The 26041-nt window shown below is 67.7% G+C and carries 23 protein-coding genes; 10 read left to right on the plus strand and 13 right to left on the minus strand.

Going from position 1 to position 26041, the window contains the following annotated elements:
* Positions 1 to 9: 9 nt before the first annotated feature.
* The 9 genes from V5F49_RS04625 to V5F49_RS04665 are packed head-to-tail and all read right to left on the minus strand — an operon-like array spanning position 10 to position 9216.
* Positions 10 to 1128 (minus strand): CoA transferase, encoded by a 1119-nt coding sequence (locus V5F49_RS04625; protein ID WP_509210745.1) that lies wholly within the window; start codon positions 1126 to 1128, stop codon positions 10 to 12.
* Positions 1125 to 1796 carry a 3-hydroxyacyl-CoA dehydrogenase family protein gene (locus V5F49_RS04630; protein ID WP_394116258.1) on the minus strand — a complete coding sequence of 224 codons (672 nt, stop codon included), beginning with the start codon at positions 1794 to 1796 and terminating at the stop codon, positions 1125 to 1127. The genes V5F49_RS04625 and V5F49_RS04630 overlap by 4 nt, the downstream gene beginning before the upstream one ends.
* Before the next feature lie 4 nt (positions 1797 to 1800).
* Complete coding sequence (locus tag V5F49_RS04635) at positions 1801 to 2676, minus strand: 3-hydroxyacyl-CoA dehydrogenase family protein (RefSeq protein WP_394116257.1); 876 nt, start codon at positions 2674 to 2676, stop codon at positions 1801 to 1803.
* A 10-nt stretch (positions 2677 to 2686) separates the two neighbouring features.
* Entirely contained in the window at positions 2687 to 3853 is a 1167-nt protein-coding gene (locus tag V5F49_RS04640; RefSeq protein WP_394116256.1) for an acyl-CoA dehydrogenase family protein, read from the minus strand.
* Between the two features lie 14 nt (positions 3854 to 3867).
* Complete coding sequence (locus V5F49_RS04645) at positions 3868 to 4611, minus strand: SDR family NAD(P)-dependent oxidoreductase (protein ID WP_394116255.1); 744 nt, start codon at positions 4609 to 4611, stop codon at positions 3868 to 3870.
* 1 nt (position 4612) lies between these two features.
* A complete protein-coding gene (locus V5F49_RS04650) occupies positions 4613 to 5377 on the minus strand; it encodes an enoyl-CoA hydratase/isomerase family protein (RefSeq protein WP_394116254.1) in 765 nt (254 codons plus the stop codon).
* Positions 5378 to 5392: 15 nt separating this feature from the next.
* Positions 5393 to 7078 carry a class I adenylate-forming enzyme family protein gene (locus V5F49_RS04655; RefSeq protein ID WP_394116253.1) on the minus strand — a complete coding sequence of 562 codons (1686 nt, stop codon included), beginning with the start codon at positions 7076 to 7078 and terminating at the stop codon, positions 5393 to 5395.
* Positions 7079 to 7091: 13 nt separating this feature from the next.
* Positions 7092 to 7871: an enoyl-CoA hydratase-related protein gene (locus V5F49_RS04660; protein ID WP_394116252.1), complete on the minus strand. Its 780-nt coding sequence runs from the start codon at positions 7869 to 7871 to the stop codon at positions 7092 to 7094.
* Between the two features lie 46 nt (positions 7872 to 7917).
* A complete protein-coding gene (locus V5F49_RS04665) occupies positions 7918 to 9216 on the minus strand; it encodes a CaiB/BaiF CoA transferase family protein (protein ID WP_394116251.1) in 1299 nt (432 codons plus the stop codon).
* Between the two features lie 170 nt (positions 9217 to 9386).
* On the opposite strand from V5F49_RS04665, the gene V5F49_RS04670 reads away from it, so the two are divergent.
* Positions 9387 to 11021, plus strand: a complete 1635-nt coding sequence (locus V5F49_RS04670; RefSeq protein WP_394116250.1) for a sigma-54 interaction domain-containing protein — start codon at positions 9387 to 9389, stop codon at positions 11019 to 11021.
* An 18-nt stretch (positions 11022 to 11039) separates the two neighbouring features.
* Here V5F49_RS04670 and V5F49_RS04675 read toward each other — a convergent pair whose 3' ends face one another.
* Positions 11040 to 12236: an ABC transporter substrate-binding protein gene (locus V5F49_RS04675; RefSeq protein WP_394116249.1), complete on the minus strand. Its 1197-nt coding sequence runs from the start codon at positions 12234 to 12236 to the stop codon at positions 11040 to 11042.
* A 367-nt stretch (positions 12237 to 12603) separates the two neighbouring features.
* On the opposite strand from V5F49_RS04675, the gene V5F49_RS04680 reads away from it, so the two are divergent.
* Complete coding sequence (locus V5F49_RS04680) at positions 12604 to 12996, plus strand: carboxymuconolactone decarboxylase family protein (protein ID WP_394116248.1); 393 nt, start codon at positions 12604 to 12606, stop codon at positions 12994 to 12996.
* Between the two features lie 72 nt (positions 12997 to 13068).
* Here the strand turns inward: V5F49_RS04680 and V5F49_RS04685 are convergent, their stop codons facing one another.
* Entirely contained in the window at positions 13069 to 13662 is a 594-nt protein-coding gene (locus V5F49_RS04685; RefSeq protein ID WP_394116247.1) for a TetR/AcrR family transcriptional regulator, read from the minus strand.
* 178 nt (positions 13663 to 13840) lie between these two features.
* Here V5F49_RS04685 and V5F49_RS04690 point away from each other — a divergent pair, with 178 nt between their 5' ends.
* From V5F49_RS04690 to V5F49_RS04725, 8 genes are all read left to right on the plus strand, one after another.
* Entirely contained in the window at positions 13841 to 14623 is a 783-nt protein-coding gene (locus V5F49_RS04690) for an SDR family NAD(P)-dependent oxidoreductase (RefSeq protein ID WP_394116246.1), read from the plus strand.
* Positions 14624 to 14685: 62 nt separating this feature from the next.
* Positions 14686 to 16137 carry an NAD-dependent succinate-semialdehyde dehydrogenase gene (locus V5F49_RS04695; RefSeq protein ID WP_394116245.1) on the plus strand — a complete coding sequence of 484 codons (1452 nt, stop codon included), beginning with the start codon at positions 14686 to 14688 and terminating at the stop codon, positions 16135 to 16137.
* 20 nt (positions 16138 to 16157) lie between these two features.
* A complete protein-coding gene (locus V5F49_RS04700) occupies positions 16158 to 16871 on the plus strand; it encodes an SDR family oxidoreductase (RefSeq protein WP_394116244.1) in 714 nt (237 codons plus the stop codon).
* Between the two features lie 161 nt (positions 16872 to 17032).
* Positions 17033 to 18244, plus strand: coding sequence for an ABC transporter substrate-binding protein (locus tag V5F49_RS04705; protein ID WP_394116243.1), 1212 nt, complete (start codon positions 17033 to 17035; stop codon positions 18242 to 18244).
* 148 nt (positions 18245 to 18392) lie between these two features.
* Positions 18393 to 19346: a branched-chain amino acid ABC transporter permease gene (locus V5F49_RS04710; protein ID WP_394116242.1), complete on the plus strand. Its 954-nt coding sequence runs from the start codon at positions 18393 to 18395 to the stop codon at positions 19344 to 19346.
* Positions 19347 to 21131 carry a branched-chain amino acid ABC transporter ATP-binding protein/permease gene (locus V5F49_RS04715; RefSeq protein ID WP_394116241.1) on the plus strand — a complete coding sequence of 595 codons (1785 nt, stop codon included), beginning with the start codon at positions 19347 to 19349 and terminating at the stop codon, positions 21129 to 21131.
* Entirely contained in the window at positions 21118 to 21825 is a 708-nt protein-coding gene (locus V5F49_RS04720) for an ABC transporter ATP-binding protein (RefSeq protein WP_394116240.1), read from the plus strand. Before V5F49_RS04715 ends, V5F49_RS04720 begins: the two co-directional genes overlap by 14 nt.
* 34 nt (positions 21826 to 21859) lie before the next feature.
* On the plus strand, positions 21860 to 22597 hold the full coding sequence (locus tag V5F49_RS04725; protein ID WP_394116239.1) for an SDR family oxidoreductase: 738 nt from the start codon (positions 21860 to 21862) through the stop codon (positions 22595 to 22597).
* 440 nt (positions 22598 to 23037) lie between these two features.
* On the opposite strand, the gene V5F49_RS04730 is transcribed toward V5F49_RS04725, so the two are convergent.
* Entirely contained in the window at positions 23038 to 25245 is a 2208-nt protein-coding gene (locus V5F49_RS04730) for a xanthine dehydrogenase family protein molybdopterin-binding subunit (RefSeq protein WP_394116238.1), read from the minus strand.
* A gap of 13 nt (positions 25246 to 25258) precedes the next feature.
* Positions 25259 to 25726, minus strand: a complete 468-nt coding sequence (locus V5F49_RS04735) for a (2Fe-2S)-binding protein (RefSeq protein WP_394116237.1) — start codon at positions 25724 to 25726, stop codon at positions 25259 to 25261.
* Positions 25727 to 26041 lie beyond the last annotated feature (315 nt).

Genomic DNA, 26041 nt, shown 5'->3' on the forward strand with positions numbered 1-26041 from the left:
GAAACGTCCTCAGACGGAAAGCAGGGGATCGACGGTCTCGCCGAGACGAGGGGCGCAGGCGCGGGTGGCCGCCGGGCGGAACACCGGCGCGAGCGGGACCGGAAGGGCCGGCAGCTCGCGTCCGTCCGCCTTCAGGGTGTGGGCGAACAGGCCCCGGGCGGCGACGTGCGCGTCGGCCACCGCCTCCTCCAGCGTGGCGACGATGGAGCAGCACACGTCCTTGCCCGCAAAGGCGGCGCGCCATTCCTCGGCGGTGCGCGCGGCGATGCGCTCCGCCACGGCGGCCTTCACGGTCTCGGCCGGGGCGGCGGGGTCGCGCAGCTGATCCGGCAGGCCGATGATGGCGGTGAAGTTCTCCCAGAACTTGTCCTCCAGCGGCGCCGCCGCCAGATAGCGGCCGTCACTGGTGCGATAGATCTGGTAGCGGGGCGTTCCGCCCGTGACGAGCGACTGCCCGCCCTGCGGCCAGCCGTTGCCGGTGAAGCCTTCGCCGAGCGCCCAGTAGAGGAAGGTGAAGAGGTTGTCGCCCATGGCCACGTCCAGATGGCAGCCGTAGCCGGTCAGGTCGCGCTGGCGCAGGGCGAGCAGGATGTTGATGATCGCCGGCAGCGTGCCGCCGGCCACGTCCGCCGCCAGCACCGGCGGCAGGACGGGGGCGCCATCCGCGCCGGCGGAGAGCCCGAGCACGCCGGTTTCCGCCATGTAGTTGAGATCGTGCGCCGCCACCTGCGCCTTGGGACCGGCCTGGCCCCAGCCGGTGACGGAACAATAGACCAGCTTGGGATTGAGCCGCCGCACCGCCTCATAGCCGAGGCCGAGGCGGTCCATCACCCCCGGGCGGAACTGCTCGATGATCACGTCCGCGGTCTTGAGCAGGGGCTTCAGCCGCTCGATGGCGTCCGGCGCTTTCAGGTCGATGGCGATGGACTGCTTGCCGCGGTTGAGCATGACGAAATTCACGCTGTCCTCGCCCACCCTGGGCTCGTAGGAGCGCATCTCGTCGCCCCGTCCGGGACGCTCGATCTTCACCACGCGGGCGCCGGCCTCGGCGAGCACGAGGCTCGCCAGCGGTCCCGGCAGCAGGGTAGAGAAATCGAGGACGAGGAGACCTTCCAGCGGCCGCATCATGCCCTCCCCTTCAGCTGGCGCGCCTTGGCCACCTGCGCGCGCCGCGCGGGGGCATAGGCCGGGTTCCCGAGCGCCTCGTGCAGCGCCGAGGTCACGTCGTGGTGCGCGGCAAGGCCGGTGCGCTCCAGTAGCTCGATGGGACCTTCCGGATAGCCGAGGCCGAGCCTGAGCGTCAGGTCCATGTCGGAGGCGGTGGCGAGCTTCGCATCGAGCCGGCCGAGGGCGGCGTTGTAATAGGGCCGCACCAGCCTGTCGACGATCCGGCCGGGGAAGTCGCCGCACACCGCGGTCTTCAGCCCGTGCGCCTCGAACAGCGCCCGAGCCGCCGCCAGCGCGGCCGGGGCCGTGTTCGGCTGGCGCACGATCTCCACGAGATCGGAAGGCCTGGCATCGCCGAGGCGGAAGCGGGCGAAGCCGAGCACGTTCGAGCCCTCCTCCCCCCGGCTCTCGCCGGTATGGACGCCGAGGCACTCGGTGCCGAGCTCGATCAGGATGGCCACATGGGCCGACGTATCGGCGACCTCGGCGAAGGCGCGGCCCGCGCCGGTGCCGGCGAGCACCAGCACGTCGCCTTCAGCCGATGCCGCCGCGAGCAACGGGTGCGCCTCGGGGAAGGAACGGCTGTCGCCGGTCTGGATCACGCGATGGGTGGGAGCGGACGAGGACATGGCATCAGGCTCCGAAGATGGCGGCGGTCTCGTAGGAGAGGAAGCCGCGCTTGGTCTTGCGGCCGAGGCGACGGGCGGCGACCATGCGGCGCAGCAAAGGGGGGCAGGCGGCACGCGGTTCGTGGGTGACGCCATGGAGCGCCTCGCAGAGCAGCACCTGGGTATCGAGCCCCACGAGGTCGAGCAGCTCCATCGGCCCCATGGCGTAGCCGAGCGCGCCCTTGATGGCCTTGTCGATCTCCGCCGGCTCGGCGACGCCCTCCTCCACGAGGCGGATGGCGTCGTTGTTGAAGGGAACGAGGAAGTAGTTGAGGATGAAGCCGGGCGCGTCCTGGGTCTTCACCGGACGCTGGCCCATCGCCTCGCAGATCTTCCAGGCCGCCTCGAAGCTCTCCGGCGAGGTGTTGATGCCGGGGGACATCTCCACCAGCTTCATCAGCTGCGCCGGCAGGCAGAAATGCATGCCCACGAAGCGGTCGTCGCGGCCGGATTTGGCGGCGATCTCGGTGATGGAGAGGGTCGAGGTGTTGGAGGCGAACAGCGTCTCCGGCCCGCACACCGCGTTGAGCGCGGAGAACAGCTTCCCCTTGACCTCCAGCTCCTCGAAGATCGCCTCGATGACGAGGCCGCACGGCGCCATGGCCGCGATGTCGCTGGTGGCGGACACCCGGCCCATGATCTCGTCGACCTGCTCCTGGGCGAGCTTGCCGCGCTGGACGGACTTGGCGAAGAACGCCCTCATCTGCGCCACCGCGCCGTCGGCGCGCGCCTGGTCGATGTCGTAGATGATGGTGGGAAACCCGCCGCGCGCGGCGACGATGGCGATCCCCGTGCCCATGGTGCCGGAGCCGGCGACGCCGATGGTGATCCTGTCGGTCATGTGAGGTCTCTCAGCGTTCGATGAAGCTGCGGCCGATGAGCTGGCGGTGGATCTGGTTCGTGCCTTCCCAGATCTGCGTGATCTTGGCGTCGCGCATCAGGCGCTCGACCTTGTATTCCTTGACGTATCCGTAGCCGCCATGCAGTTGCACGGCCTCTGTCGCCATGCGCATGGCGAGGTCGGAGGCGCGCATCTTCAGGATGGACGCCTCGATGCCGATGTCGGAGATGCCGGCATCCACCATCCGCCCCACCTGCATCAGGAACGAGTCGCACAGGGCAAGCTCGCTCGCGAGATCCGCCAGCAGGAACTGGATGCCCTGGAACTCGATGATCTTCCTGCCGGACTGCCGGCGGCCGTTGATGTAGCCGGTCGCCTCCTCGAACGCGGCGCGGGCGATGCCGAGGGCGTGCGCGGCCACCGAAGGGCGGGACTTGTTGAGGGAGGCGAGCAGCAGCTTGAGGCCCTCGCCAGGGCCGCGCAGGAGGTTCGCCTTGGGCACCCGGCAGTTGTCGAAGGCGAGCGTCGCGGTGGAGGATGCGCGGTGGCCCATCTTGTCTTCCAGCCGCACCACCGACAGACCCGGCGTGCCCTTCTCGATGACGAGGCAGGAGATGGCGGCCTTAGGGTCGTCGGTCTGAGACCACTTGCCGAACACCACGTAGACGTCGGCCACGTCGCCATTGGTGATGAAGGTCTTCGACCCGCTCACCACGATGTCATCGCCCTCGGGCGTGAACTTCGTGCGCATGCCGGTGGCATCCGAGCCCGCATCCGGCTCGGTGATGACCAGGGCGGCGAGGCCGCCTTCGGCAATGCGCGGCAGGAGGCGCTGCTTCTGCTCCTCCGAGCCGAAGTCGATCACCGGCTTGATGGCGTGGAAGTTGGTGGCCCAGATGATGCCGGTCGACGCGCAGGCGGCGGAGATTTCCCGCACGCAGGCGAGATAGGCGAGATAGGACAACCCCGCCCCGCCATAGGCTTCCGGCACGAACATGGCGTTGAGCCCGAGGGCATTGATGCCCTTCACGTTCTCCCAGGGGAATTCCTTGGTCTCGTCGTGGTGGGCCGCGCGCGGGGCGATCTCGCTGCGGGCGAAATCGCGCACGTTGTCGAGCAGCAGGGCCTCGTCCTCGGGCAGTCCGAGCAGGGTGTCGAGGCGGGAGATGACGGTCATGTGTGCCTCCGCCGTCAGTGGGCCATGCCCTGGCCGCCATCGAGATAGATGGTCTCGCCGGTCAGGAAGGGGATGGGCTCGTCGAACAGGCTGCCGATGAGACGGGCCACCTGCTCCGCCCCCGCCGGGCCGCCGGTGGGGATGCGGGACGCGAGGAAGGCGCGCGTCTTGTCCGAGGCGAGGAACTCCTTGTTCAGGTCGGTCTCGATGTAGCCGGGCGCGACCGTCACGACGCGGATGTTCTTCGGCGCCCATTCCACCGCAAGGCAGCGCGTGATGGCCGCCACGGCCGCCTTGGAGGCGCAATAGGCGGTGTTGTGCTTCACCCCGAGCTTGTCGAAGAACGAGCCCATGTTGACGATCAGCCCGCCACCCGCCGCCACGAGGTGTGGATAGGCCTTCTGGCAGACCGAGAAGGTCGCCGTCGCGTTGGTGCGCATCACCTCGTCGAATTCCGCAAGCGGCTGGCTCTCCGAGCGGCCGTTCACGTGCACGCCGGCGTTGTTGACGATGCCGTCCACCGGGCCGGCGATGCGGGCGAAGGCTTCGAGGGCGCCGGCGACGGCGGCGGCGTCGCTCACGTCGCCCTGCAAGGGAACGAGGTGGTCCTTCAGAGCGGGCGGGATCTCCAGGCCCTCCGGCCCGGTCCCCCGGCGCGAGAAGCAGCCCACGCGGTGACCGCGGCGGGCAAGCTCCAGCGCCACCACGGCGCCGATGCCCCGGCTGGCGCCGGTGAGGAAGATGGTGCGGGAAGCCATGTCAGCGATCCTGGAAGGTGGGCTTGCGCTTGTCGACGAAGGCCGCGAGCCCCTCGGCGGCGTCGTGGGTGCGGTAGGCAAGGGTCGACAGATCGGCCTCGATGCGCAGGCCTTCCGAAAGCGGGGTGCCGAGCGCGCGCTGCACCGCCTCGCGGGCGAAGGACAGAGCGGGCAAGCCGTAGCCGGTGAATTCCGCAGCGAACGCCTTCGCCGCCGCCAGCACGTCGCCTTCGGCCAGCCGGTTCACGAGACCCATGGCGAACGCTTCCTCGGCGCCGACGGTGCGGCCGGTGAGCACCATTTCCAGCGCCCTCGCCTCGCCCACCAGGCGCGGCAGGCGTTGCGTTCCGCCATAGCCGGGGATCAGGCCGAGCTTGATTTCCGGCAGGCCCATCCTCGCCCGTGGCGCGGCGATGCGGAACGTGCAGGCCATGGCCAGCTCCAGCCCGCCGCCGAAGGCATAGCCGTTGATGGCGGCGATGGACGGCACCTTGAAGGTGTCGAGCCTGGCGAAGGTGCGCTGGCCCAGCTCCGCGCCGGAGCGCTCGGCCATCAGCTCGCGGCCGATCAGCTCCTTGATGTCGGCGCCGGCGCAGAACGCCTTTTCGCCCGCGCCGGTGAAGACGAGGGCGCGGATGTCCCAGTCCGCCGCCGCATCAATGGCCGCGCCGATGTCGCGGATGATGGCGAAGGAGAGCGCGTTCAGCGCCTCCGGCCGATCGAGGGTGATGACGGCGAGGTCGCCGTCGCGTGTGAGATTGACCATGTGCGCTCGTCCTTGTCAGGCGCCTTTGGCGAGGGGCGGCTCGGGCGCCCGGAAGCGCACCGGATGCGGCGAGAGCCGACCGTCGCGCACCTGCTCCACCATCTCCCGCTTCAGCACCTTGCCGCTGGCGGTGAGGGGGAAGGCATCCATCGCGATGAAGAATTCCGGCATGTCGTATTTGGAGAGGCCCGCCTCGAAGAGGTGCGCCAGCATCTCCTCGGCCTCGATCCGCGCGCCTTCCCGGGCGATCACGGCGAGGCACACCTTCTCCCCGAGCCGGTCGTCCCGGACCGGGAACGCCGCGACCTTGAACGCCGCCGGATGGCGGATGGCGAGATCCTCGATCTGCGAGGGATAGATGTTGTGCCCGCCGCGGATGATGAGGTCCTTCGAGCGGCCGACGATCTCCAGGTTCCCCCGGTCGTCGAAGCGTCCGAGGTCGCCGGACAGGAACCAGCCGCCTGCATTGAAGGAGCGTTCGGTGGCCGGCTGGTTGCCGAAATAGCCGAGCATGAGGCAGGCGCCGCGCCCGCCGATCTCGCCGACATCCCCCGGCAGCGCCTCCAGGTCCGGCGCTTCCGGACGGAAGATCCGCACCTCGTAGGCCGCGCAGGCCTTGCCGCAGGTGCGGACCATGGTCTCCACGTCATCATCCGGCCGCGTGTACTGGTGCGAGCCGTTCTCGGTCATGCCGTAGATGTTCTGCGGCGTGATGCCGAGCGCGAGGAACCGCCGTGCCACCTCCATGGGAATGGCGGCACCGGCCATGTAGAAGGTCCTGACCGTGCCCATGCGGTCGAGGCCACGGCGTTCCATCTCGCCCAAGATATCGATGGCGTGGGTGGGCACGCCCATCACGTAGGTGGCCCCCGTCTCGACGATCCGATCGAGGGGGCTTGCGCCCTTGGGCAGGTCGTTCACCACCAGCTCGGCCCCGGAGGCCAGCATCTGCTCCAGCGCGACGGTGGCGATGTGATGGCTCTGCGGGCTGAGGGAATAGATGACCCCGTCCGCACCGAGGCCCCAGTCCCCCGCCAGCGCGCGGCCGTTGGCGAGCAGCGTGTTGTCCGAGTGCATCACCCCCTTGGGCTGGCCCGTGGTGCCGGAGGTGAAGGCGAGGTAGACGATCTTGTCCGGGTTCGCCACCGGCGGTTCGGCCGGCGCGGGTCCGCTCTTGCCGGGGAAGGCGGCGATGCGCTCGGACGCCAGCGGCGCCGTGCCGTCCATGACATAGACGCGCCGCATGGCCGGCAAGGCGAGCGCGGCGGCGAGGATGTCGTGGCGGTCGGCATCGGCGCCCCAGCCCGGCTGGGCCACGAGGGCCGCCGCGCCGCAGCGCTCCATCAGCGTCGCCACCTCCCCCACCGTGTGGTTCTGGTGGAGCGAGGGCACGCACACGAAGCCCCCGCGCGAGCAGGCGAGGAAGACCACCGTCGCCTCGACCCGGTTGGGCAGCCACACGCCCACACGGTCGCCGCGCCGAAGCCCGGCCGCGGCGAGATCCGCCGCCACCGCATCCACCCAGCGCACCAGCGCGGCCCAGCGCAGGCGGACGCGCCCGTCGCGCAGGGCAAAGCCGTCGGGCCGCGCCGCGGCATGGGCGGCGACGCGGTCGTACAGCGTCTCCTCCCGCCACTGGCCGCTGGCGTAATAGCCGCGGGCGGTCGCGGGATCGTGGAGGGTCAGGAGGGTCGGCTGCATGGCCCGCCCCGCCTTACTTGCCGAACCGGGCGGGATCGGGCTTGCGGCGCTGCGCGAAGGATTCGGCCAGCTCGTGCGCCTCGTCGGTCTCCAGATAGCCGCGCAGCAGCAGGTCGTGCGCCATGCGGGCGAGGCCGCCGACGCCCGAATGGCGCGCCGAGAACGCCGCCTTCAGCGAGGCGATGGCGAGGGGGCCGCGATCGGCGACGGTGAGGGCCATGTCGCGGGTGGCCGCGGCGAGCTGATCGTCGGGCACCACCTTGTTGACGAGGCCATACTCCAGCGCCTGGCGCGCGGTAAGCTTCTCGTTGAGGTACCAGATCTCCTTGGCCCGGCGCTTGCCGACGAGATCCTCCAGGAACCACGTGCCGTAGCCCGCGTCGAACGAGCCGACCATGGGCCCCACCTGCCGGAACACGGCGCTTTCCTTGGCGATGGCGAGGTCGCAGACCATCTGCAGCACGTTGCCGCCGCCCACCGCGAAGCCATTCACCGAGGCGATCACCGGCTTCTGCAGGCGCTCGATGGCATCGTACATCTCCAGCGTCGGCAGCACGCCGGCATAGAGGTTGGTCTTCTCGAGCCCGTCCTTGCGGCCGCCGGTGCAGAAGAACTTGTCGCCGGCGCCGGTGAGGACCACGACGCGCGTCCGCGTCTCGTTGCGGATGGTCTCGATGCAGTCGCGCAGTTCCCGGCACATGACGGCGTTGAACATGTTGCCGTCGTCCGGCCGGTTCAGCGTGATGGTGCCGACGGGGCCGTCCTCGCTGTACAGAATCGTCTCGTAGGGCATGAGAAGGCGTTCCTTGCTGATTTATGGTTCTGGGCCGGTTCCGGCGTCAGATGACGCCCTGCGCGCGCAGGGCACCGATCTCCGCGTCATCATATCCGAGCAGATCGCGCAGCACCGGCTCGGTGTGCTCGCCGAGGTGGGGCGGGCGGGTGAAGAAGCCGGCGGGGGCGCCGTCGAGCTGAATGCCGAGCCCCACCTGGGGAATGTCGTGGCCGGCGTCCGCGATGCGGAAGAATGTCGAGCGCGCCTGGAAGTGCGTATCCTGCACCACCTCGTCCAGACGGTAGATCGGCCCCGCCGGGACCCGCGCGGCGGCGAGCCGCTCAAGCCACTCCGCGCGCGGACGGGTGCGCAGGATCGCCTGGATGCGGGCGACGATCTCCGCCCGCCGGGCGCGGCGATCGGCATTGGTGGCGCGGTCGGGGCGCGCGCCCTCCTCGGGATGGCCGGCCGCCTCCCAGAAGCGCCGCCAGATGGCATCGTTCCCGAGCCCGAGCGTCAACGGCAGGTCGAGGGTGTCGAACGCCTGATAGATCGCGATCACGCTGTCGCGCCCGCCGGAGCGTCGCGGCACCTCCCCCGAGCCGAGATAGGGCACCATGCGCGGCGACATGAAGCGAATCATGCTTTCGGTCAGCGAGATGTCGATGCTCGCCCCCTGCCCGGTCGCAGCGCGCCGGTGCAGCGCGGCCAGCACGGCCATGGCGGCATCGGCGCCGGCCAGCATGTCGGCGGCCGGGGCGCCCACCTTCTGCGGCTCGGTCTCGGCCGGGCCGGTGAGATCCATCACCCCGCTGTAGCCTTCGGCGATGAGGTCATAGCAGGGCAAGGCCGCCCGCGGGCCGGACAGGCCGAAGCCGGTGATGGAGACATGGATCAGGCCGGGACGCGCCTCGCGCAGCGTTGCCGCGTCCAGCCCCAGCTTGCGCTGCGCCGCGGGCAGCTGATTGACGACCACCACGTCGGCCTTGTCGAGCAGGCGCTCCAGCACCGCCCGGCCATGCGCGCCGGCGGGATCGAGAACGACGCTCTTCTTGTTCCGGTTCACGGCCAGGAACCAGAGCGATTCCCCATCGAGGAAGGGCGGGCCCCAATGGCGCGCGTCGTCCCCGCCCGGACGCTCCACCTTGATCACCTCGGCGCCGAAATCCGAGAGCAGCATCGAGGCGTACGGGCCGGCGATGGAGGTGGTGAGATCCAGCACCCGCACGTCGCCGAGAATGCGGAACCCCTCGTTGGCACGCCCCTCGGGCAGGCTCGCCGCCGGCAGGCCGCCATCCGCGCCCGTGCGCTCCGCATGGTGGGATGCGCTCAGATCAGGCTTAGGGGTTTTCGCAATATTCATGGTCGGCACCAGTTGGACGCAGTGCAATGAGCAAGCGCTGTGCCAATAGGCTGAAGTGTCCGAAATCGTGAGAATTTCTCGCTTGCCCAGTCGTTGCCGCTCTGGCTAGATGTTTGCGGAAGGGACACTCGGACCAAGGTTGTGTCCTCAAGAAAAACACTGGAATCGGGATGAACGCTCCCCTCGATATCGTCGTCCTTGATGCCAAGGGCGCACTCGCCTACGCCGCCGCGTCAGCGCAGGGCAGCGGGCTGGCGGAGGCCGTGGCCGCGCACATGAAAGGGCCCGGCAGGGACCGGCGGATCTCCACCCTCGCCCATGCGGGCCAGTCCTACGTGGCGGTGTCCGGTCCGGCGCGCGACAACATGACGGCTGTGCTTGTCCACGCCGAGGACAACTCGTCCACGCTGGTGGACTTCATCATGAGCGTCGACATCGCCTTCGACATCTTCCACCACTTCCTCACCAACCCCTACGAGGGGATCACGGTGGTCGATCGCGAGGCGGTGCTGCGCTATCTGAGCCCCGTCCACGAACGCTTCTTCGGCCACGCGCGCGGCGACGCGGTCGGGCGCTCCGTGGAGGAGGTGATCGAGAACACGCGCCTCCACGTCGTCGCCCGCAACGGCGTGGCGGAGATCGGCCAGGTGCAGGAAATGCGCGACGTGACGCGGGTCGTGAACCGCGTGCCGATCCTGCGCGACGGCGAGATCGTGGGCGCCATCGGCCGCGTGATGTTCAAGGCGCCGGAGGAGGTGCACGAGCTCTCGCGCCAGATCTCCTCGCTGCGCGCCGAGGTGGACTACTACAAGAAGGAGCTCGTGGGCCTGCGGCATCGCACGTTCGGCCTCGACGAGATCGTCGGCGAGAGCGAGCCGATCCGCCGCCTCAAGCAGGACATACGCAAGGTGGCGCCACTCGACGTGCCGGTGTTCGTCTCCGGCGAAAGCGGCTCGGGCAAGGAGCTCGTGGCCCACGCCATCCACAATCTCAGCCGCCGGGTGCAGCGGCCGATGGTGGTCGTCAATTGCGGCGCCCTGCCCGCGACGCTGGTGGAAAGCGAGCTGTTCGGCTACGAGGCAGGCGCCTTCACAGGCGCCCGGCGCGAGGGCCGGGCCGGCAAGTTCGAGATGGCGGACCGCTCCAGCCTCTTCCTCGACGAGATCGGCGACATGCCCTTGGAAACGCAGGTGAAGCTGCTGCGGGTGATCGAGAGCGGCGGGTTCGAGCGCGTGGGCAGCAACCGGGCGCGCACCACCAATTTCCGGCTCATCAGCGCCACCAACCGTGACCTCAAGCGCCTCATCGCCGAGGACGAGTTCCGCGCCGATCTCTACTTCCGCATCAACGGCGTCACCCTGCGGGTTCCGCCCCTGCGCGAGCGCGCCTCGGACATCCCGCTGCTGGTACGCCATTTCGTGCAGAGGATCGGCCAGCGGATCGGCTCCAGCGTGCGGCGGGTGCACCCCAAGGCGCTGGACCTGCTGCAGGGCGTCTCCTGGCCGGGCAATGTGCGCCAGCTCCATCACGAGGTGCAGCGCGCCATGATCTTCGCCGATGGCGGCGAGCTCACCGCCCGAGACTTCCGCGCCCTGGAAGAGGCCGAGCCCGCCGCCTCCGTTGCCGCGCCGGCGCCCGTCGCCGGCTCCGCCACCATTCGCCAGACCGTCGGCAATGTGGAGCTCGCGCTCATCCGCGAGGCGCTGGAGCGGCACCAGGGCAACAAGAAGAAGGTGGCGGAGGAGCTCGGAATCTCGAGGTCCTACCTCTACAAGAAGCTCGGCGAGATGGCCTCCCGCGCCTGAACGCGGGAGGCAGCGCGCTCAGCTCTTCTTGACGAGCGGGCAGCTGGAATCGGCCAGCGGCTTGAACGCCTCGTCTCCGGGGATCGTCCGCAGGATCTTCATCAGGTCCCACTCGCCCTTCGATTCCGCCGGCGTCTTGGCCTGGGCCAGGAACATGTCGTGCACCATCCGCCCGTCGGCGCGGATGGTGCCGTTCTGGGCGAAGAAGTCATTGATCCTGTTGGCCTTCATCCACTCGGAGACCTTCTCGGCATCGGTCGAGCCGACGGCCTTCACCGCGTTGAGATAATGCATGGTCGCCGAATAGGCGCCCGCCTGGACCATGGAGGGCTGGGCGTTCGTCCGCGCGAAATACTTCCTCGCGAACGCGCGGCTCGCCTCGTCCCGGTCCCAGTAGAAGCCGGTGGTGAACTTCAGGCCCTGCGCCACATCGAGCCCGAGCGCCTTCACATCGGTGATGAACACCAGCATGGCGGCGAGGCTCTGGCCGCCCTGGACGACGCCGAACTCGCTCGCCTGCTTCACCGAATTCACGAAGTCGCCCCCCGCATTGGCGAGACCGATCACCTGCGCACGCGACGACTGCGCCTGCAGCAGGTAGGAGGAAAAATCGGTCGAGGACAGGGGCGCGCGGACATTGCCGACCACCTTGCCGCCGTCCGCCACGACCACGCGGCTGGTGTCTGCTTCAAGCGCGTGCCCGAAGGCATAATCGGCGGTGATGAAGAACCATGACTTCCCGCCCTCCTTGACGATGGCCGAGCCGGTGCCGGTGGCCAGCGCGTAGGTGTCGTAGACGTAATGGATGCCGTAGGGCATGCATCCGGCATTGGTCAGCGCAGTGGTGGCTGAGCCGGCGCCGATGATCACCCGCTTCTTCTCCGCGCCGAGCCGGAACAGGGCGAGCGCGGACGCGCTGTCGGTGGACTCGATCACCATCTCCACGCCGTCGGAATCGAACCAGCGCCGGGCGACGCCGGAGGTCACGTCCACCTTGTTCTGGTAATCGGCCGAGAGCACCTCGATGGGGCGGCCGTTGACGCGCCCGCCGAAATCCTCGACCGCCATCTTGACCGCAGCCACCATGCCCGGCCCGCCGTGCCGCGAGTAGACGCCTGTCATGTCGACGATCGCGCCGATCTTCACCGGGTTCTCGGCGGTCGATTGAGCGAACGCGGCCGTGCACGCCCATAAGGCGCAGCCTAAGGCCGCCATCCAGCTCAACACTTGTCCTGCCTTGGTCTGCATCACGTCTCTCCCAATGGTCCGGGGCCGAAGTTGAAATTCCGGACGACCGCCCCGCGCAAGACGTGTGCCAGCACATTTTCTTTTAAAACCAACGCAGAGGCTGTCCACAACAGGTACACCCATGTCGTCGGTGAATACAAGTTGCCTCGGCTTTGCGCGTAGTCCGCCACACACCGCCGCGAGCACAACCGCGGCCCGCGACGGCTCGCGATGCACTCGACCGAATACCGTTGCATCTGGCGGGACAGCGTGGCCCCGGATTTGCTATGACCTTCCGCATGCGGCCCTGGCTCCAGCCTGCCGCGCCCCCCGCCAGAAGCCTCGGAGAACGACCATGACATCCAAGTACGAGCGCGGGCTGGCACGGCGCACCGCGGTTCTCGGACCCGACTATGTCGCGAGGGCTACCGCGCGAACCGACGCATTCAATGCCCCGATCCAGAAGCTGCTGGTAGAGAACATCTGGGAGGATATCTGGTCCCGAGAGGGGCTGGAGCCCAAGCTGCGCAGCATCGCGGTGATCTCCTTCCTGATCGCGCTCGACAAGCCGGAGGAGCTGGCCGCGCACCTGCCTGCCGCGCTCCGCAACGGCTGCACCGTCACGGAGCTGCGCGAGGTACTGATCCAGGGCATCGCCTACTGCGGCGCGCCGACCGCCCTTGCCGCCATCCGCGTGGCCAACGAGGTGCTCAGGGACGAGATCGCCGTTCTTGGCGCCCCGAAATAAACGCCGCCGATGGCCCTCCCAACTGCAAGCTGAGGGGGGACCGCATGCACGCGCAGGAGCGCCGAGGCGAAGTCAATCGCGCCGCGCCAGGCCGTTGACGACAGCATCAAAGATGCGGCAGCACCATTCCTCGTCTATGGTCCGGAAGCCAGTCATCAGCGCATAGAAATACGCGCCGTAAAGCGCATCGACGGCGATTTCCGGGCGCGTGCTGCTGCTGATCGCGTTCTGCTCCATCGCGCCCCGCATGAAGGCGATGGCGGCCTTCCTGCGCGGAAGGAAATACTGCTCCTGCAGCGCTTTCCTGACTTCGTCGTCGAAGCATGATTCTGCAATGAAGGCGCGCAGGACCTCGCCATCCTCGCTGCCAAGGATGCGCCCCAGCGCCAGGAACTGCTTCCGAAGCGCCTCGAGAGGCGGCATCTTCTTGTCGAAGGCCAGTTCCGTATTCACCGCATGAAAAAAGCAGTCGACGAACAAGGCCGACTTGCTGCTCCATTGCTTGTAGATCGTCGCCTTGCTCGCTTCGGCTGACGAGGCGATCTCATCGATCGTGATCGTTCTCAGATTCTTTTTTTCACGCAGCAGCTGAAACGAGATGCGCAGAACGCGCTCCCTGAGCTCGAGATCGACTGGCCGACCAGCGCCTTCCGTCCTTTTCCGCATGCTGCCCCCACGACGCAGAACTGCCGAACCGACTCTTGACAGATAATTTCTGAACTGTCAGTCTGCTATTTACGAGCTACAGAGCTTGCAGGCCAAAGCCGGGCACAACCTGCGTATTCGCGGTTGCCAGGCGATAAACAATCAATTTTCACGGGCCTTCGAAACGCAAGGAGCACCAATGGCAAATTCTATCGCACTGCCTACTCTTGATGTAAGCAGCAGGGTTGCTGCCATCACTGGAGGCGGACAGGGACTCGGGCGTGCATATGCGCAGGCACTCGCGGCTGCAGGCGCCGCGGTGGCAGTCCTCGACATCAATTCATCATCCGGCCAATCCGTCGCCGAAGAGATTGTGGCGCAGGGCGGTCGCGCGGTGGCGGTTCACTGCGACGTCGCGGATCCTGACAGCGTCGCGCGCGCATTTTCCGACGTCGAGAGCAAGCTCGGAGCGGCGGATATCCTTATCAATAACGCCGCGATCTTCTCCTCTCTCACCATGCGCCCGTTTGATGAGATCTCCACGGAAGAATGGCGCAAGGTGCTGGGCGTGAATATCGATGGCGTCTTCTACTGCTCGCGGGCCGCGGTGAAAGGTATGCGCGAAAAGGGATGGGGGCGCATCATCAATGTCTCGTCGTCTTCTGTCCCGCTCGGACTGAAGAACTATCTGCACTATGTCGGCGGAAAGGCTGCAGTCGAAGGCATGACCAGCTCCATGGCGCGCGAGCTGGGCCAGGCCGGCATCACCGTGAATTGCCTGGTGCCCGGTGCAACGGAAACCGAGGTGCCGCGCGCCACGCTGACGCCGGCCCTCAAGAACAAGCTGATTGAATCCCAGTGCATTCCCCGGATGCAGGTGCCGGATGATCTCATCGGCCCGCTGCTTTTCCTGCTGTCGTCCGCCTCTGACTTCGTCACTGGACAGTGCATCGCGGTGAACGGCGGCCTGACACATCGCTGACACCTCCTTTGGCCGCGCCCATTTGGCAGCGTCGGCCTTTCGGAACCTGCAAAGATCGGAGCATGGCGGTGAGCCAGGTTGAGAACGATTGCCATCACGTCAGACTGTTCATCGACGGCGCATGGAGAGACGGCGCGGGACGGGACCGGCTGGATATTGTCAATCCCGCGACGGAAGCGGTCATCGGCAGCGTGGCCAAGGCCGAGCAGGAGGATCTGGCGGCCGCCGTCCAGGCCGCGAGCGAAGGGCTGAAGGTATGGCGCGCCACCTCGGCATTCGACCGTTCCCAGATCCTGCTGAAGGCGGCCGCGCTGCTGCGTGAGCGCTCCGGCCATATCGGCCGGCTGCTGACGCTCGAGCAAGGCAAGCCCCTGGCGCAGGCGACGTTCGAGGCCACGCGGGCGGCAGGCGAGCTGGAATGGGCTGCAGCTGAGGGTCTGAGGGCCTACGGCCGCGTCATTCCCGCGCGCAACGGCTCGGCCCTGCAGGCTACTGTCCGCCAGCCGGTGGGCGTCGTTGCGCTGTTCTCGCCCTGGAACTTCCCCATCAACCAGCTCACGCGAAAGGTGGCGCCGGCGCTTGCCGCGGGGTGCGCGATCGTCGCGAAGGCGCCCGAGGAGACGCCCGCCGCGCCGGCGGAACTGGTTCGCGCCTTGAGCGATGCGGGCGTGCCCAAGGGCGTGGTGAACCTGGTGTTCGGGGTTCCGGCCGAGATCTCGCGCTTCCTGATCGACCACCCGGAAGTCCGGAAGATTTCGTTCACGGGCTCGGTCCCCGTCGGCAAGCTCCTCGCCGAGCAGGCAGGACGACAGATGAAGCGCATGACCATGGAGCTCGGCGGCCACGCGCCCGTCATCATCCATGCGGACGCCGATCTGGACTTCGCCGTCGAACGGTTCGCGCAGATGAAGCTCTTCAACGGCGGCCAGACCTGCGCGACGCCCAACCGCTTCATCGTGCATCAGGATGTCTACGACGCATTCGTCTCGCGCTTCAGCAGCCGCATCGCCCAGACAAGGATCGGCAACGGCCTTGATGAAACGTCGCAGCTTGGGCCGCTCGCCAACGCCCGTCGCCTCGCGGCCATGGAAACGTTCGTGGAGGACGCGCGCCAGCGACAGGGACGGATCGTGACCGGCGGGCACCGGGTTGGAAACGAGGGGTATTTCTTCGCTCCCACGGTCGTCACCGACCTTCCGGAAGACAGCCTGCTGCGGACCGTCGAGGCGTTCGGACCGATCGCCGTCGTGTCCAGCTTCAAGACGGAAGACGAGGCCATTCGGGAGGCCAATCGGCTGCCTTACGGCCTTGCGGCGTATGCGGTGACACGCTCGAGCGCGACCATCCAGAGACTTGTGGCCGAGGTGGAATGTGGCTCGCTCATCATCAATGAGAGTGTGATCGGATTGCCCGAGATGCCGTTCGGCGGCGTCAAGGACTCCGGATACGGCGCCGAGGGCGGCAGCGAGGGGCTGGATGCCTATCTCTCCCAAAAACTTGTCCATCTGATGTAGCGCGTGTCGGAGCGATGCAGATGACCAGCTTCAAGGACAAGAAGGTCTTGATTGTCGGGGGAAGCTCCGGCGTTGGCCTGGCCACGGCCCGCACCTTTCTGGCGCACGGCGCCAGCGTTGTGATCGCCGCATCCACCGCGGATAAACTTGCCGATGCGATGAGACAGCTCGGCTCTGGCGTCGAGGGCATTGTCCTCGACGTGACCCGCGACGCCGATGTCGAGCAGCTCGATCGCGAGACGCTCATCTTCGACCACGTCGTCGTTTCCATCGGCGGAAGCCCCGTTGGATCCCTCAGGGCAACCGCGGTCGACGATGCCCGGCGCGCCATGGAGACCAAGTTCTGGGGCAGCTACCGCATCGCGCGCGCGGCCCGGATCAACACGGCGGGGTCGCTGACCCTCGTATCCGGCTATCTCGCCGTACGCCCGAGCCCCACGTCCGCCGTCCAATCCGCCGTCAACGGCGCCCTGGAAGCCATGGGACGGGCGCTGGCGCTCGAGTTCGCGCCGATCCGCGTCAACTGCGTGTCGCCGGGCCTTCTTGACACCCCCTACTGGGCCAACATCGGGGAGGACCGACGACAGCAGATGTTCACGCACGCGGCCGGCCGGCTTCCCGTGGGCCGGATCGGCACCCCGGAGGACGTCGCCGATGCGATCCTGTTCGTGGCCGGTGCCGCCTACATGACCGGCGCGGCGCTCTACCTGGATGGCGGCGGCCGCGTGGCCTAGCCGGCGATCGCCTGTCCGGATGGCGGGATCGAACACATCCGCGCCTCGCGGGGCGGCCGACCTGCAATTCTGAAGAATTCGAATGCGGCAACCGAAGAATTTGCCCGCGAAAGATAAAATCTGGGAGGACGCTTTCAATGAACAAGATAACAAGGCGCTCTGTGCTGGGCGCGGCACTTGCCGCACCCGCTGTTCTGTCGTCCCGCTGCGCGCTGGGACAGGAGGCGAAGACGCCGATCAAGGTGGCGCTCATCGCGCCCCTGTCGGGTCCGTGGGCGCGGTCCGGTGAGCTCATGCGGCTCGGCGCGCAGCAGGCGGTCAACGACGTCAACGCCGCTGGCGGCGTCGCCTCGAAGGGCGGGCGCCCGCTGCAGCTCGTCGTGTATGACGCCGGCGATTCCATCGAGCGCGCCAAGAATGCCGCGCAGCGCCTGATCGCGCAGGAGCCGGAGGTGGTGGCTGGCGTCGGCGCCTGGCTGTCGTCCTTCACGCTCGCGGTGACCGAGGTGACGGAACGCGCCGGGCTGCCGTGGCTCACCCTCTCCTGGCTCGATTCCCTGACCGAGCGCGGCTACAAGAATGTGTTCGCGACCTCCGCGACATTGACCGAGCTCGCCAAGCAATCGCTCCCGGCGCTTGTCGCCGGCGCACGCGCGCAGAAGGTGGAGATTTCCCGCATCGCGCTCGTGAACGACGGCACCACGCCCGCGCGCAGCTACATGGAACTCCTCAAGACGCAGGTCGTCCCCGGCCTGAACGTGGAGGTGGTCGTGGACCAGGCGTTCACGACGCCTTTGTCGGATGCAACCCCGCTCATCCAGCGCCTGCGTACAGCGCGGCCCAATCTTCTTGTGCTGTACTCAACGACGACGTCCGATCTGAAGTCGATCATCGACAAGTGGGGCGAATTCGGACTGAACCAGAAGTTCCCGATCTTCGTGCCCACGCAGACGGTCTGCAGCCCGGACCTGCTGAAGTCAGTCGACGCCTCCCTGGTCGATGGCCTGCTCGGCCTCACATCCAACTGGCCCACCGCTGCCATGGCGAAGACGGTCGCCGAGCTGCGCAAGGCGGGCGGCGAGCCCTGGATCACCGCCGACACCCTGTCCCCCTACGGGGAGGTGATGCTGATCCGCGACGCCATCGAGCGGGCGCCTTCCGTCGACAAGGAAGACATTTCCCGCGCCCTGGCGGCGACGCCGTCCGACAGCCCGGCCGCCCGGTTCTTCGCCGGCGAGAATTTTGGCTTCGACGCCAAGGGACGGCGCAGGAATGGCCCGGCCATTCTCGTCCAGTGGCGGAAGGGCATCCCCGTCTCGGTCTACCCGGGCGGCAGCGCGCAATCTCAGCTCGTCTGGCCGAAACCGAGCTGAGCGAGAGCGGTGTGCCGGCCGGGGCTTGGCCGGCACACCGCCGACGGCCCGTCACACACCAAGTCGCTTGTATCGCGAGGGAACCCCCTTCGCGGACCTGGCCGGGGCCGCGCGCCTTGCGCCGGCGTGCGCGGGGATGCGAGGTGAAATGGACTATTCGTCTTTGGAAACCGTGCTGCAGACCATAGCGACCGGCATCATCGTCGGAACGAACTACGGCCTGATGTGCCTTGGCCTGGGCATGATCTTCGGCGTCATGCGCGTGATCAACTTTGCCCAGGGTGAATTTCTCACGATGGGCATGTATTTCTGCCTCGTCGTGGTCACAGCGCTGGCCAGCCGGCAACCGGCAGGATACGCGTGGATCATTGCGACGGCTGCCCTTGCCGTTCCGGTCTTCTATCTTGTGGGCGTGGCGATCGACCGGCTGGCGCTCGCCCGCGTCACCGGCGCAAACGTGCTGAACGCGGAGGACGGGGGCCATTCGCCCCAGCTGATCCTCACGCTCGGCTTGTCCCTGATGCTTCAGAGCGCGGGACTGATGCTGTTCGGCTCGACCCCGAACTCGGTGCGCACGGCGCAGTCCACGTCGGCCCTGCAGCTCGGGCCGCTGTGGGGCGATGAAATCTACCTGTTCCTCAACCAGGCGCGCCTGTTCTCGGCCATCATCGCGGTGATGGTCGCGCTCGCGCTGGCGGTCTTCATCCGCCGGACGCGATGGGGCCGGGAACTGCGGGCGGCCGCCGCGAACCCCGTGGCGGCGACGTACCTCGGCATCGACGTGGCCCGCCAGTACATGCGCGCCTTCGGCATCGGCGTCGCGCTCACCGCCGTGGCCGGCGTCCTGATGGCGACTTACCAGCCGTTCCAACCGTACACGGGGCAGGACTTCACGGTCATCATGTACGCCGGCGTCGTCCTCGGCGGCATGGGAAGCATCGGCGGCGCCTTCTGGGGCGGGCTGATCCTCGGCTGGCTGCAGCAGATGTCGACGCTGTTCATTCCTCTGCAGCTGCAGACGACGTCGATCTTCGTCGCCTTCATCCTGATCCTCATTCTCCGGCCGCAGGGCCTGTTCGGCAAGGTGACGGAGCGCGCCTAGATGATCTTCAATTCCTCGCTCTCCCGCCCGATCGGCATCGCGCTGGCCTTCATCATCGCCTGCGCCCTCGTCATCGCGGCCACCACCAACAGCTATGCCCAGCTGATCGCGACCCTCGTCGCCATCTGGGCCGTGCTCGGGATTTCCTGGAACATACTCGGCGGCTTCGCCGGCCTGGTGAGCTTCGGCCATGCAGCCTTCTTCGGCCTCGGCGCCTATACTGTCGGCATTCTTGCGGAGCACTGGGGCATCAGCCCGTGGATCGGGCTGGCGATGAGCGCTCTCGTGGGCGCAATGGCCGGTGTCGTCATCGGCGCCATCACCCTGCGCCTGAAGGGAACCTACTTCACCCTCGCCATGCTCGCCTATCCGCTCGCGCTGCTCTACCTGTTCGAGTGGGCTGGCTTCAGCGAGCTCGTCATTCCGATGGATCGGGACAGCCCCTGGCGGAGCCTGCAGTTCGCGGACGGGCGGGTGCCGGCCCTGATCTGCCTGGCGCTGCTCGCCACGTGCCTGGTCGTCGCCATCGTGGTCGAACGGTCCCGCTTCGGGCTGGCGCTTGTCGCCATTCGCCAGAACGAACTGGCTGCGAGCGCCGCCGGCCTGCCGGTGCTCCGCTGGAAGATGCGCGCGGTCGCGCTTTCGGGCTCCATGGCCGGCCTTGCGGGAGGGCTTTACGCGGCCGTCCTGCTGGTGCTCACGCCCCATTCGGTGTTCGGGGTCCATGTGTCGTCCCAGGCGCTCATCGTCACCATGTTCGGCGGCCTCGCCTCGGTGTGGGGCCCGGTGATCGGCTCCATCCTGCTGATACCGGCGACGGAATTCCTCTATGCCCATTTCGGCGCCGCCATTCCCGGCATCCAGGGGCTCATCCTCGGCAGCGCCATCGTCTGCGTCATCCTGCTCATGCCCAACGGCGTCTATTGGGCGATCGCCGATCGCCTGCCCCGGCGCGCCGCCGGCCGCCTTCCCATCGAGGCGCCCCGCCCCGCGGCGGCAGCCCCTGCGACGCCGGAGACACGCGCACCCGGCAGCCCTGCGACGGGCGGAGAACCGATGCTGGAAATCGAGGGCATCAGCATCGCCTTCGGAGGCATCCGCGCCCTGAGCGACGTATCCCTCGGCATCCGTGCCGGCGAGATCGTCGGCGTCATCGGCCCCAACGGGGCCGGCAAGACCACGCTCTTCAACGCCGTGAGCGGCTTCGTGCGGCCGACGGCCGGCCGGATCCGGCTGAACGGCCGCGCGCTCTGCGGCCTGAAGGTCCACGAGATCTGCCATGCGGGGCTCGGGCGCACCTTCCAGACCGTGCGCGCCTTTCCCCGCCTGAGCCTCCTCGAGAACGTCGTCGTCGGGTCGTTCCTGCGTGAAGCCAACAACGCGAATGCCATCGCCGCCGCCCAGGACGCGCTCCGCCTCGTGGGCCTCTCCGGCCGCTGCGAGGTCCGGGCCAGCGAGCTCACCAATTGCGAACTCAGGCTCATGGAACTCGCGCGTGCGGTGTCAGGCCGTCCGCGTCTGATCCTCATGGACGAGAGCTTCGCCGGTCTGTCGAGCGCAGACATCGACCAGATGATCCCGGTCATCCGCAAGCTACGCGACGAGGGAACGACCATCGTCATCATCGAGCACACCATGCACGCGATGATGAAGCTGGTGGACCGTCTCGTCGTGCTCGATCGCGGCGCGATCATCGCCGATGGGGCGCCGACACAGGTCATCGCCAATGCGACGGTCATCGAGGCCTACCTCGGACGCAAATGGGTGCAGCATGCTGAAGCTTGAGTCCGTCTCGGCCTACTTCGGCCAGATCGCAGCCATCAATGCGGTGTCGATCGAGGTGAACGAGGGCGAGTTCGTCTCGATCGTGGGCCCCAACGGCGCGGGCAAGACGACGCTCTTCCGCACGATTTCGGGCGTCGTGCGCAGCCGCTCCGGCCGCATCACCTTCGAGGGCACCGAACTGAACGGCGTGAAGCCCCCGGACCGGGCCCATCTCGGGATCGCGCATGTCCCGGAAGGGCGGCAGATCTTCGGCGACCTCACGGTGGAGGAGAACCTTCAGGTGGCCTCCTGCGCCCTGCGGGACCGCGGTCGCCTGAAGGACAATCTCGATCGCATCTACAGCCTGTTTCCCATCCTCGCCGAGCGCGGGCGCCAGCACGCGGGGATGCTCTCCGGCGGCCAGCAGCAGATGCTCGCCATCGGCCGCGCGCTCATCTCCTCGCCACGCCTGCTCATGCTCGACGAGCCGTCCATGGGCGTGTCCCCCGCCCTCGTGGAGCAGATCTTCGAGGTGCTCATCGCGCTGAACCGCAATGACGGCCTGACGGTCATGATCGTGGAGCAGCGCGCCATCGAGGCGATCGAGGCCTGCCACCGGGGGTACGTGCTCGCCAGCGGCCGCATCGTGCTCGCAGGAACCCGCGACGAACTGCTGAACAACGAAGACATCCGGGAAGCCTATCTCGGCGCCTGATCTGGTGAACCCCGAACGAAGTCAGGATCAGACCATGACTGTCTCAGACGGAACGGCCCTCGTCACCGGCGCAGCCAGCGGCATCGGAAAGGCCGTTGCGCTTCGTCTCGCGCAGGAGGGCCGGCATGTTCTTCTCGTCGACCGAGATGCCGACGGCCTGCACCGCCTGTCGGAGTCAATCGCGGCGGAAGCAACCCCGTTCGTGGTCGACCTGGCCGACGACGCCTCGGTCGATCGGTTCCTGGAACGGATCTCCGGCGACGGCATCGCGCCGGAGATCCTGGTGAACTGCGCCGGCCACGACCGCGGCGGACGCAAGCCGCTGCACAAGGGGCTGGCCGACGACTGGCGCGATGTCGTGCAGGTGAACCTCATCGGCCTCATGCGCCTCACCCGCGGGATTGTCGGCGGAATGGTGGAGCGCGGCCGCGGTCACATCGTCAACCTCGGCTCGGTCGCCGGCATCCGCATCGTGGCCGACATGGCAGCCTATTCCGCGAGCAAGGCCGGTGTGCACATGCTCTCGGACATCCTGCGGGCCGAGCTTGCCGAGACCCCGATCCGGGTGACGGAAATCCTCCCGGGATTGACGCGCACCGGGATCATCCTCGACCGCTATCGCGGCGATCCGGAGCTCGAGCGCAAGTATTACGATGAATTTCAGATGGCGCTCGAGGCTGGCGACGTCGCCGAATGCGTGATGTTCGCCGTACAGCAGCCGGCTCACGTCCAGGTCGCTCAGCTCGTCGTTCTGCCGACGAACCGCTGGTAGGAGCCGCGCATGATCAGGAAGCCCATCATGGCCGCGATGTGCCTCGCCGCATTTCCACCGGCTCGGTCGCACGCGGCCGAGACCGCTTCCAGCAGCCGGCCCCGGACCCCGGCGGCCCGCCTGCGCACGAAACGGTTGTCGAGGGCTGTGCGCGATGGAAACACCCTTTCGGTCTGGATACCCGATCACCATCGCGTCCATGGGAACACCCGTCTGAGCTGATGCGGCGCCGGACAAGAGCAGCCCGGAACCGCCTGCGACAGCGCCAGAGAGAGCCACCATTCAGGTGGGGAGAAACGGACGCCTCGCCTCGTTCGGCAGCTCAGAAGGCGTTCATGACGCCGCAGAAATGCCGATGGTGGAAACTTTCCATCGAACGAGGCAGGGTTTGCAGGATCTACCCTGCCGACCCCCGGTGGCTCCTTGGGGGCACGAAATGCTCAGCTCATGCCGAGATCGACATTCTTCAGGGGAAGGTTCCGCACGCGCTTGCCGGTGGCGGCGAAGACCGCGTTGAGCACCGCCGGGGCGGCCACCGCGATGGTGGGTTCGCCGACGCCGCCCCAGAAGCCGCCTGAGGGCACGGCGATCACCTCCACCTCGGGCATCTCGTCGAGGCGCATCACGTTGTAGGTGTCGAAGTTGGACTGCTCGATGCGGCCGTCCTTCACCGTGCACTCGCCATAAAGCATGGCGGAGAGGCCATAGACGAAGGAGCCGGAAACCTGCGCCTCCACCTGCTGCGGGTTCACCACATGGCCGGGATCGGTGGCGGCGACGATACGGTGGATCTTCAGCTGGCCCTTGACCACCGACACCTCCGCCGCAGCCGCCACATAGCTGCCGAAGCCCATCACCTGCGCGAGCCCCCGGGCGCGGCCTTCGGGCGGCCTGGTGGTCTCCCAGCCGATGCCCTTCGCGGCCGCCTCCAGCACGGCGAGGTGCCTGGGATGATTGGCCATCAGCCGGCGCCGGAAGGCCAGCGGGTCCTGGCCCGCCGCATGGGCCATCTCGTCGATGAAGCATTCGAGATAGACGGCGTTCTGATTGAGGTTCACGCCCCGCCAGGCCCCCGGCCGGATGTGCGGGTTGCGCATGGCGTGGTCGATCAGAAGATTGGGGAAGGTGTAGCCGATCGCCATCTCGGCGCCGCCGGGCATCAGGCCCTGGAAGGTGATGGGGTCGCCGTTGTCGGTCATGATGGCCGGGCGCATATAGGCCATGATGGACTGCCCCGAGATGCGCATGTGGAAGGCCTCCACATCGCCTTTCGCATCCAGGCTGGCGCGCATGCGGCACTGGGTGACCGGGTGGAAGCGGCCCTGGGCCATGTCCTCCTCGCGGGTCCACATCATCTTCACCGGCGTGCCGGGCACCTGCTTCGCGATCAGCGTCGCCATGCGCACATAATCGGCGAAGAGGCGGCGGCCGAAGCTGCCGCCGATGCGCATGACATGCACCTCGCACGCCTCGACCGGCAGGCCGGCGGCGGTCGCCATGGTCTCCAGCGCGAGGTCGGGCACCTGGGTCGGCCCCCACATCTCGCAGCGCTCCGACGTCCAGCGGACGGTGGCGCAGAGCACCTCCATGGGGGCGTGGTTCTGGTAGGGAAAGCTGTAGTCCGCCTCGATCACGCGGGAGGCGCCGGCGAGCACCGCCTTGGCATCTCCAGCGGTGTTGCCGACGAAGCGGGTATCGGCGCTCAGGCCCTCGTGCAGCAGGGCGGCAATGGTCTCGCTGGAGACCTTGGCGCCGGCGCCCTCGTCCCATTGGATGGGGAGGGCGTCGAGGGCGGTCTTGGCGCGCCAGAAGGTGTCGGCGACCACCGCCACCGTCTCGTCATCCACCCTGAGGACGTGCTTCACCCCGCGCATGCCGGAGATGGCGGCGGCATCGAAGCTCTTCAGCCTGCCGCCATGCACCGGGCAGGCTCTGGGCACCGCCACCAGCATGCCGGGCATGGAGAAGTCCACGCCATAGACCAGCGAGCCGTTCAGCTTGTCCATCGTGTCGATGCGCTTCAGTGGCTGGCCGGCAATGGTCCAGGTCTTCGGATCCTTCAGCGTGACGATGGCGGGGGGCGTGATCCCGTGCGCCGCCGCGGCCACCGCGCCATAAGTGGTGGAGCGGTTGCTGGCGGGATGGGTGATCACGCCCCTGGAGACGCGGCATTCGCCGGCCGGCACACCCCAGCCGCGCGCCGCCGCTTCCACCAGCATGGCGCGCGCGGTGGCGCCTCCGGTGCGGACATATTCTTGAGAGCCGCGGATGGCGCGCGAGCCGCCGGTGGACAGGTCCTTCCAGACCCGGTCGCGGCTGCGGTTGGCCATGGGCTTCACCAGCTCGAAGCGGACCTTGTCCCAGTCGCAGTCCAGCTCCTCGGCCACCAGCTGGGCGAGGCCCGTGAGAGAGCCCTGGCCCATCTCGATGCGGGCGATGCGGATGATGACGGTGTCGTCGGGCTGGATCACCACCCAGGCATTGACCTCCGGCGCCGCGGCCTGCTGCGCCATCGCGCTTCCAGGCAGCGGAAAGGAGAAGCCGAAGGAGAAGGCGCCCGCAGCCGCCGCCGAGCCGGCCAGGAAGCCGCGCCGCGAGAGCGTGGCGCGGGAGGGGGAAGAAGCAGGGGTCGAAGCATTGGCCTTCATGGGCTAGCCCTCCTCAGCCACGGTTCGTCGCCATCCGCGCGGCGGCGAGCTTCACGCCCGCCAGCACGCGCAGATAGGTGCCACACCGGCAGATATTGGTGATTTCGGAGCGGATCTCGTCGTCGCTGGGCGTGGCGTTCTGCGCCAGCAGCGAGGAGACGGCCATGATCATGCCCACCTGGCAGTAGCCGCATTGGGCAACATCGAGCTCGGCCCAGGCCTGCTGCACCGGATGGGGCTCCTTCTCGCCAAGCCCCTCGATGGTGACGATCTTCTGGTCTTCGGTGAGAGCGCTCACCGGCAGGGCACAGGAGCGTGTGGCGACGCCGTCGAGGTGCACCGTGCAGGCGCCGCATTGGGCGACGCCGCAGCCATATTTGGTGCCGGTGAGGCCCGCATGCTCGCGGATGACCCAGAGCAGCGGGGTGTCGTCCTCGACGTCGAACTCGACGGTCCTGCCGTTGATGTTGAGCTTCGCCATCACAGGCTCCTTGGCTAGAGGTGGAGGCGGCTCGCTAAGAGGCCGCCGGCAGTCCCGTCAGGTCGGCGCGACGATGCTGGCGCGGTCCGCGGCACAGGGCACCGCAATGGTCATGCTCGTGCCCGGATCCATCACGCGGGGATTGGCGGGACAGGCTTCGAGACGGGCTTCGTCCCGGGCGACGGATCACGCACGCCCTGTGAACGGCCGGCGCCCTTGAGGCTGCCGGCCTTGCGGCGCCTGACGCCGGCGAGAGACCGGCCGATCCGGCTCAGGCCGCCCTCGATCGTGTGGGAGGAACAAACGACCCGCTCC

The organism is Xanthobacter lutulentifluminis (assembly GCF_043194675.2).
Classification (GTDB): domain Bacteria; phylum Pseudomonadota; class Alphaproteobacteria; order Rhizobiales; family Xanthobacteraceae; genus Xanthobacter.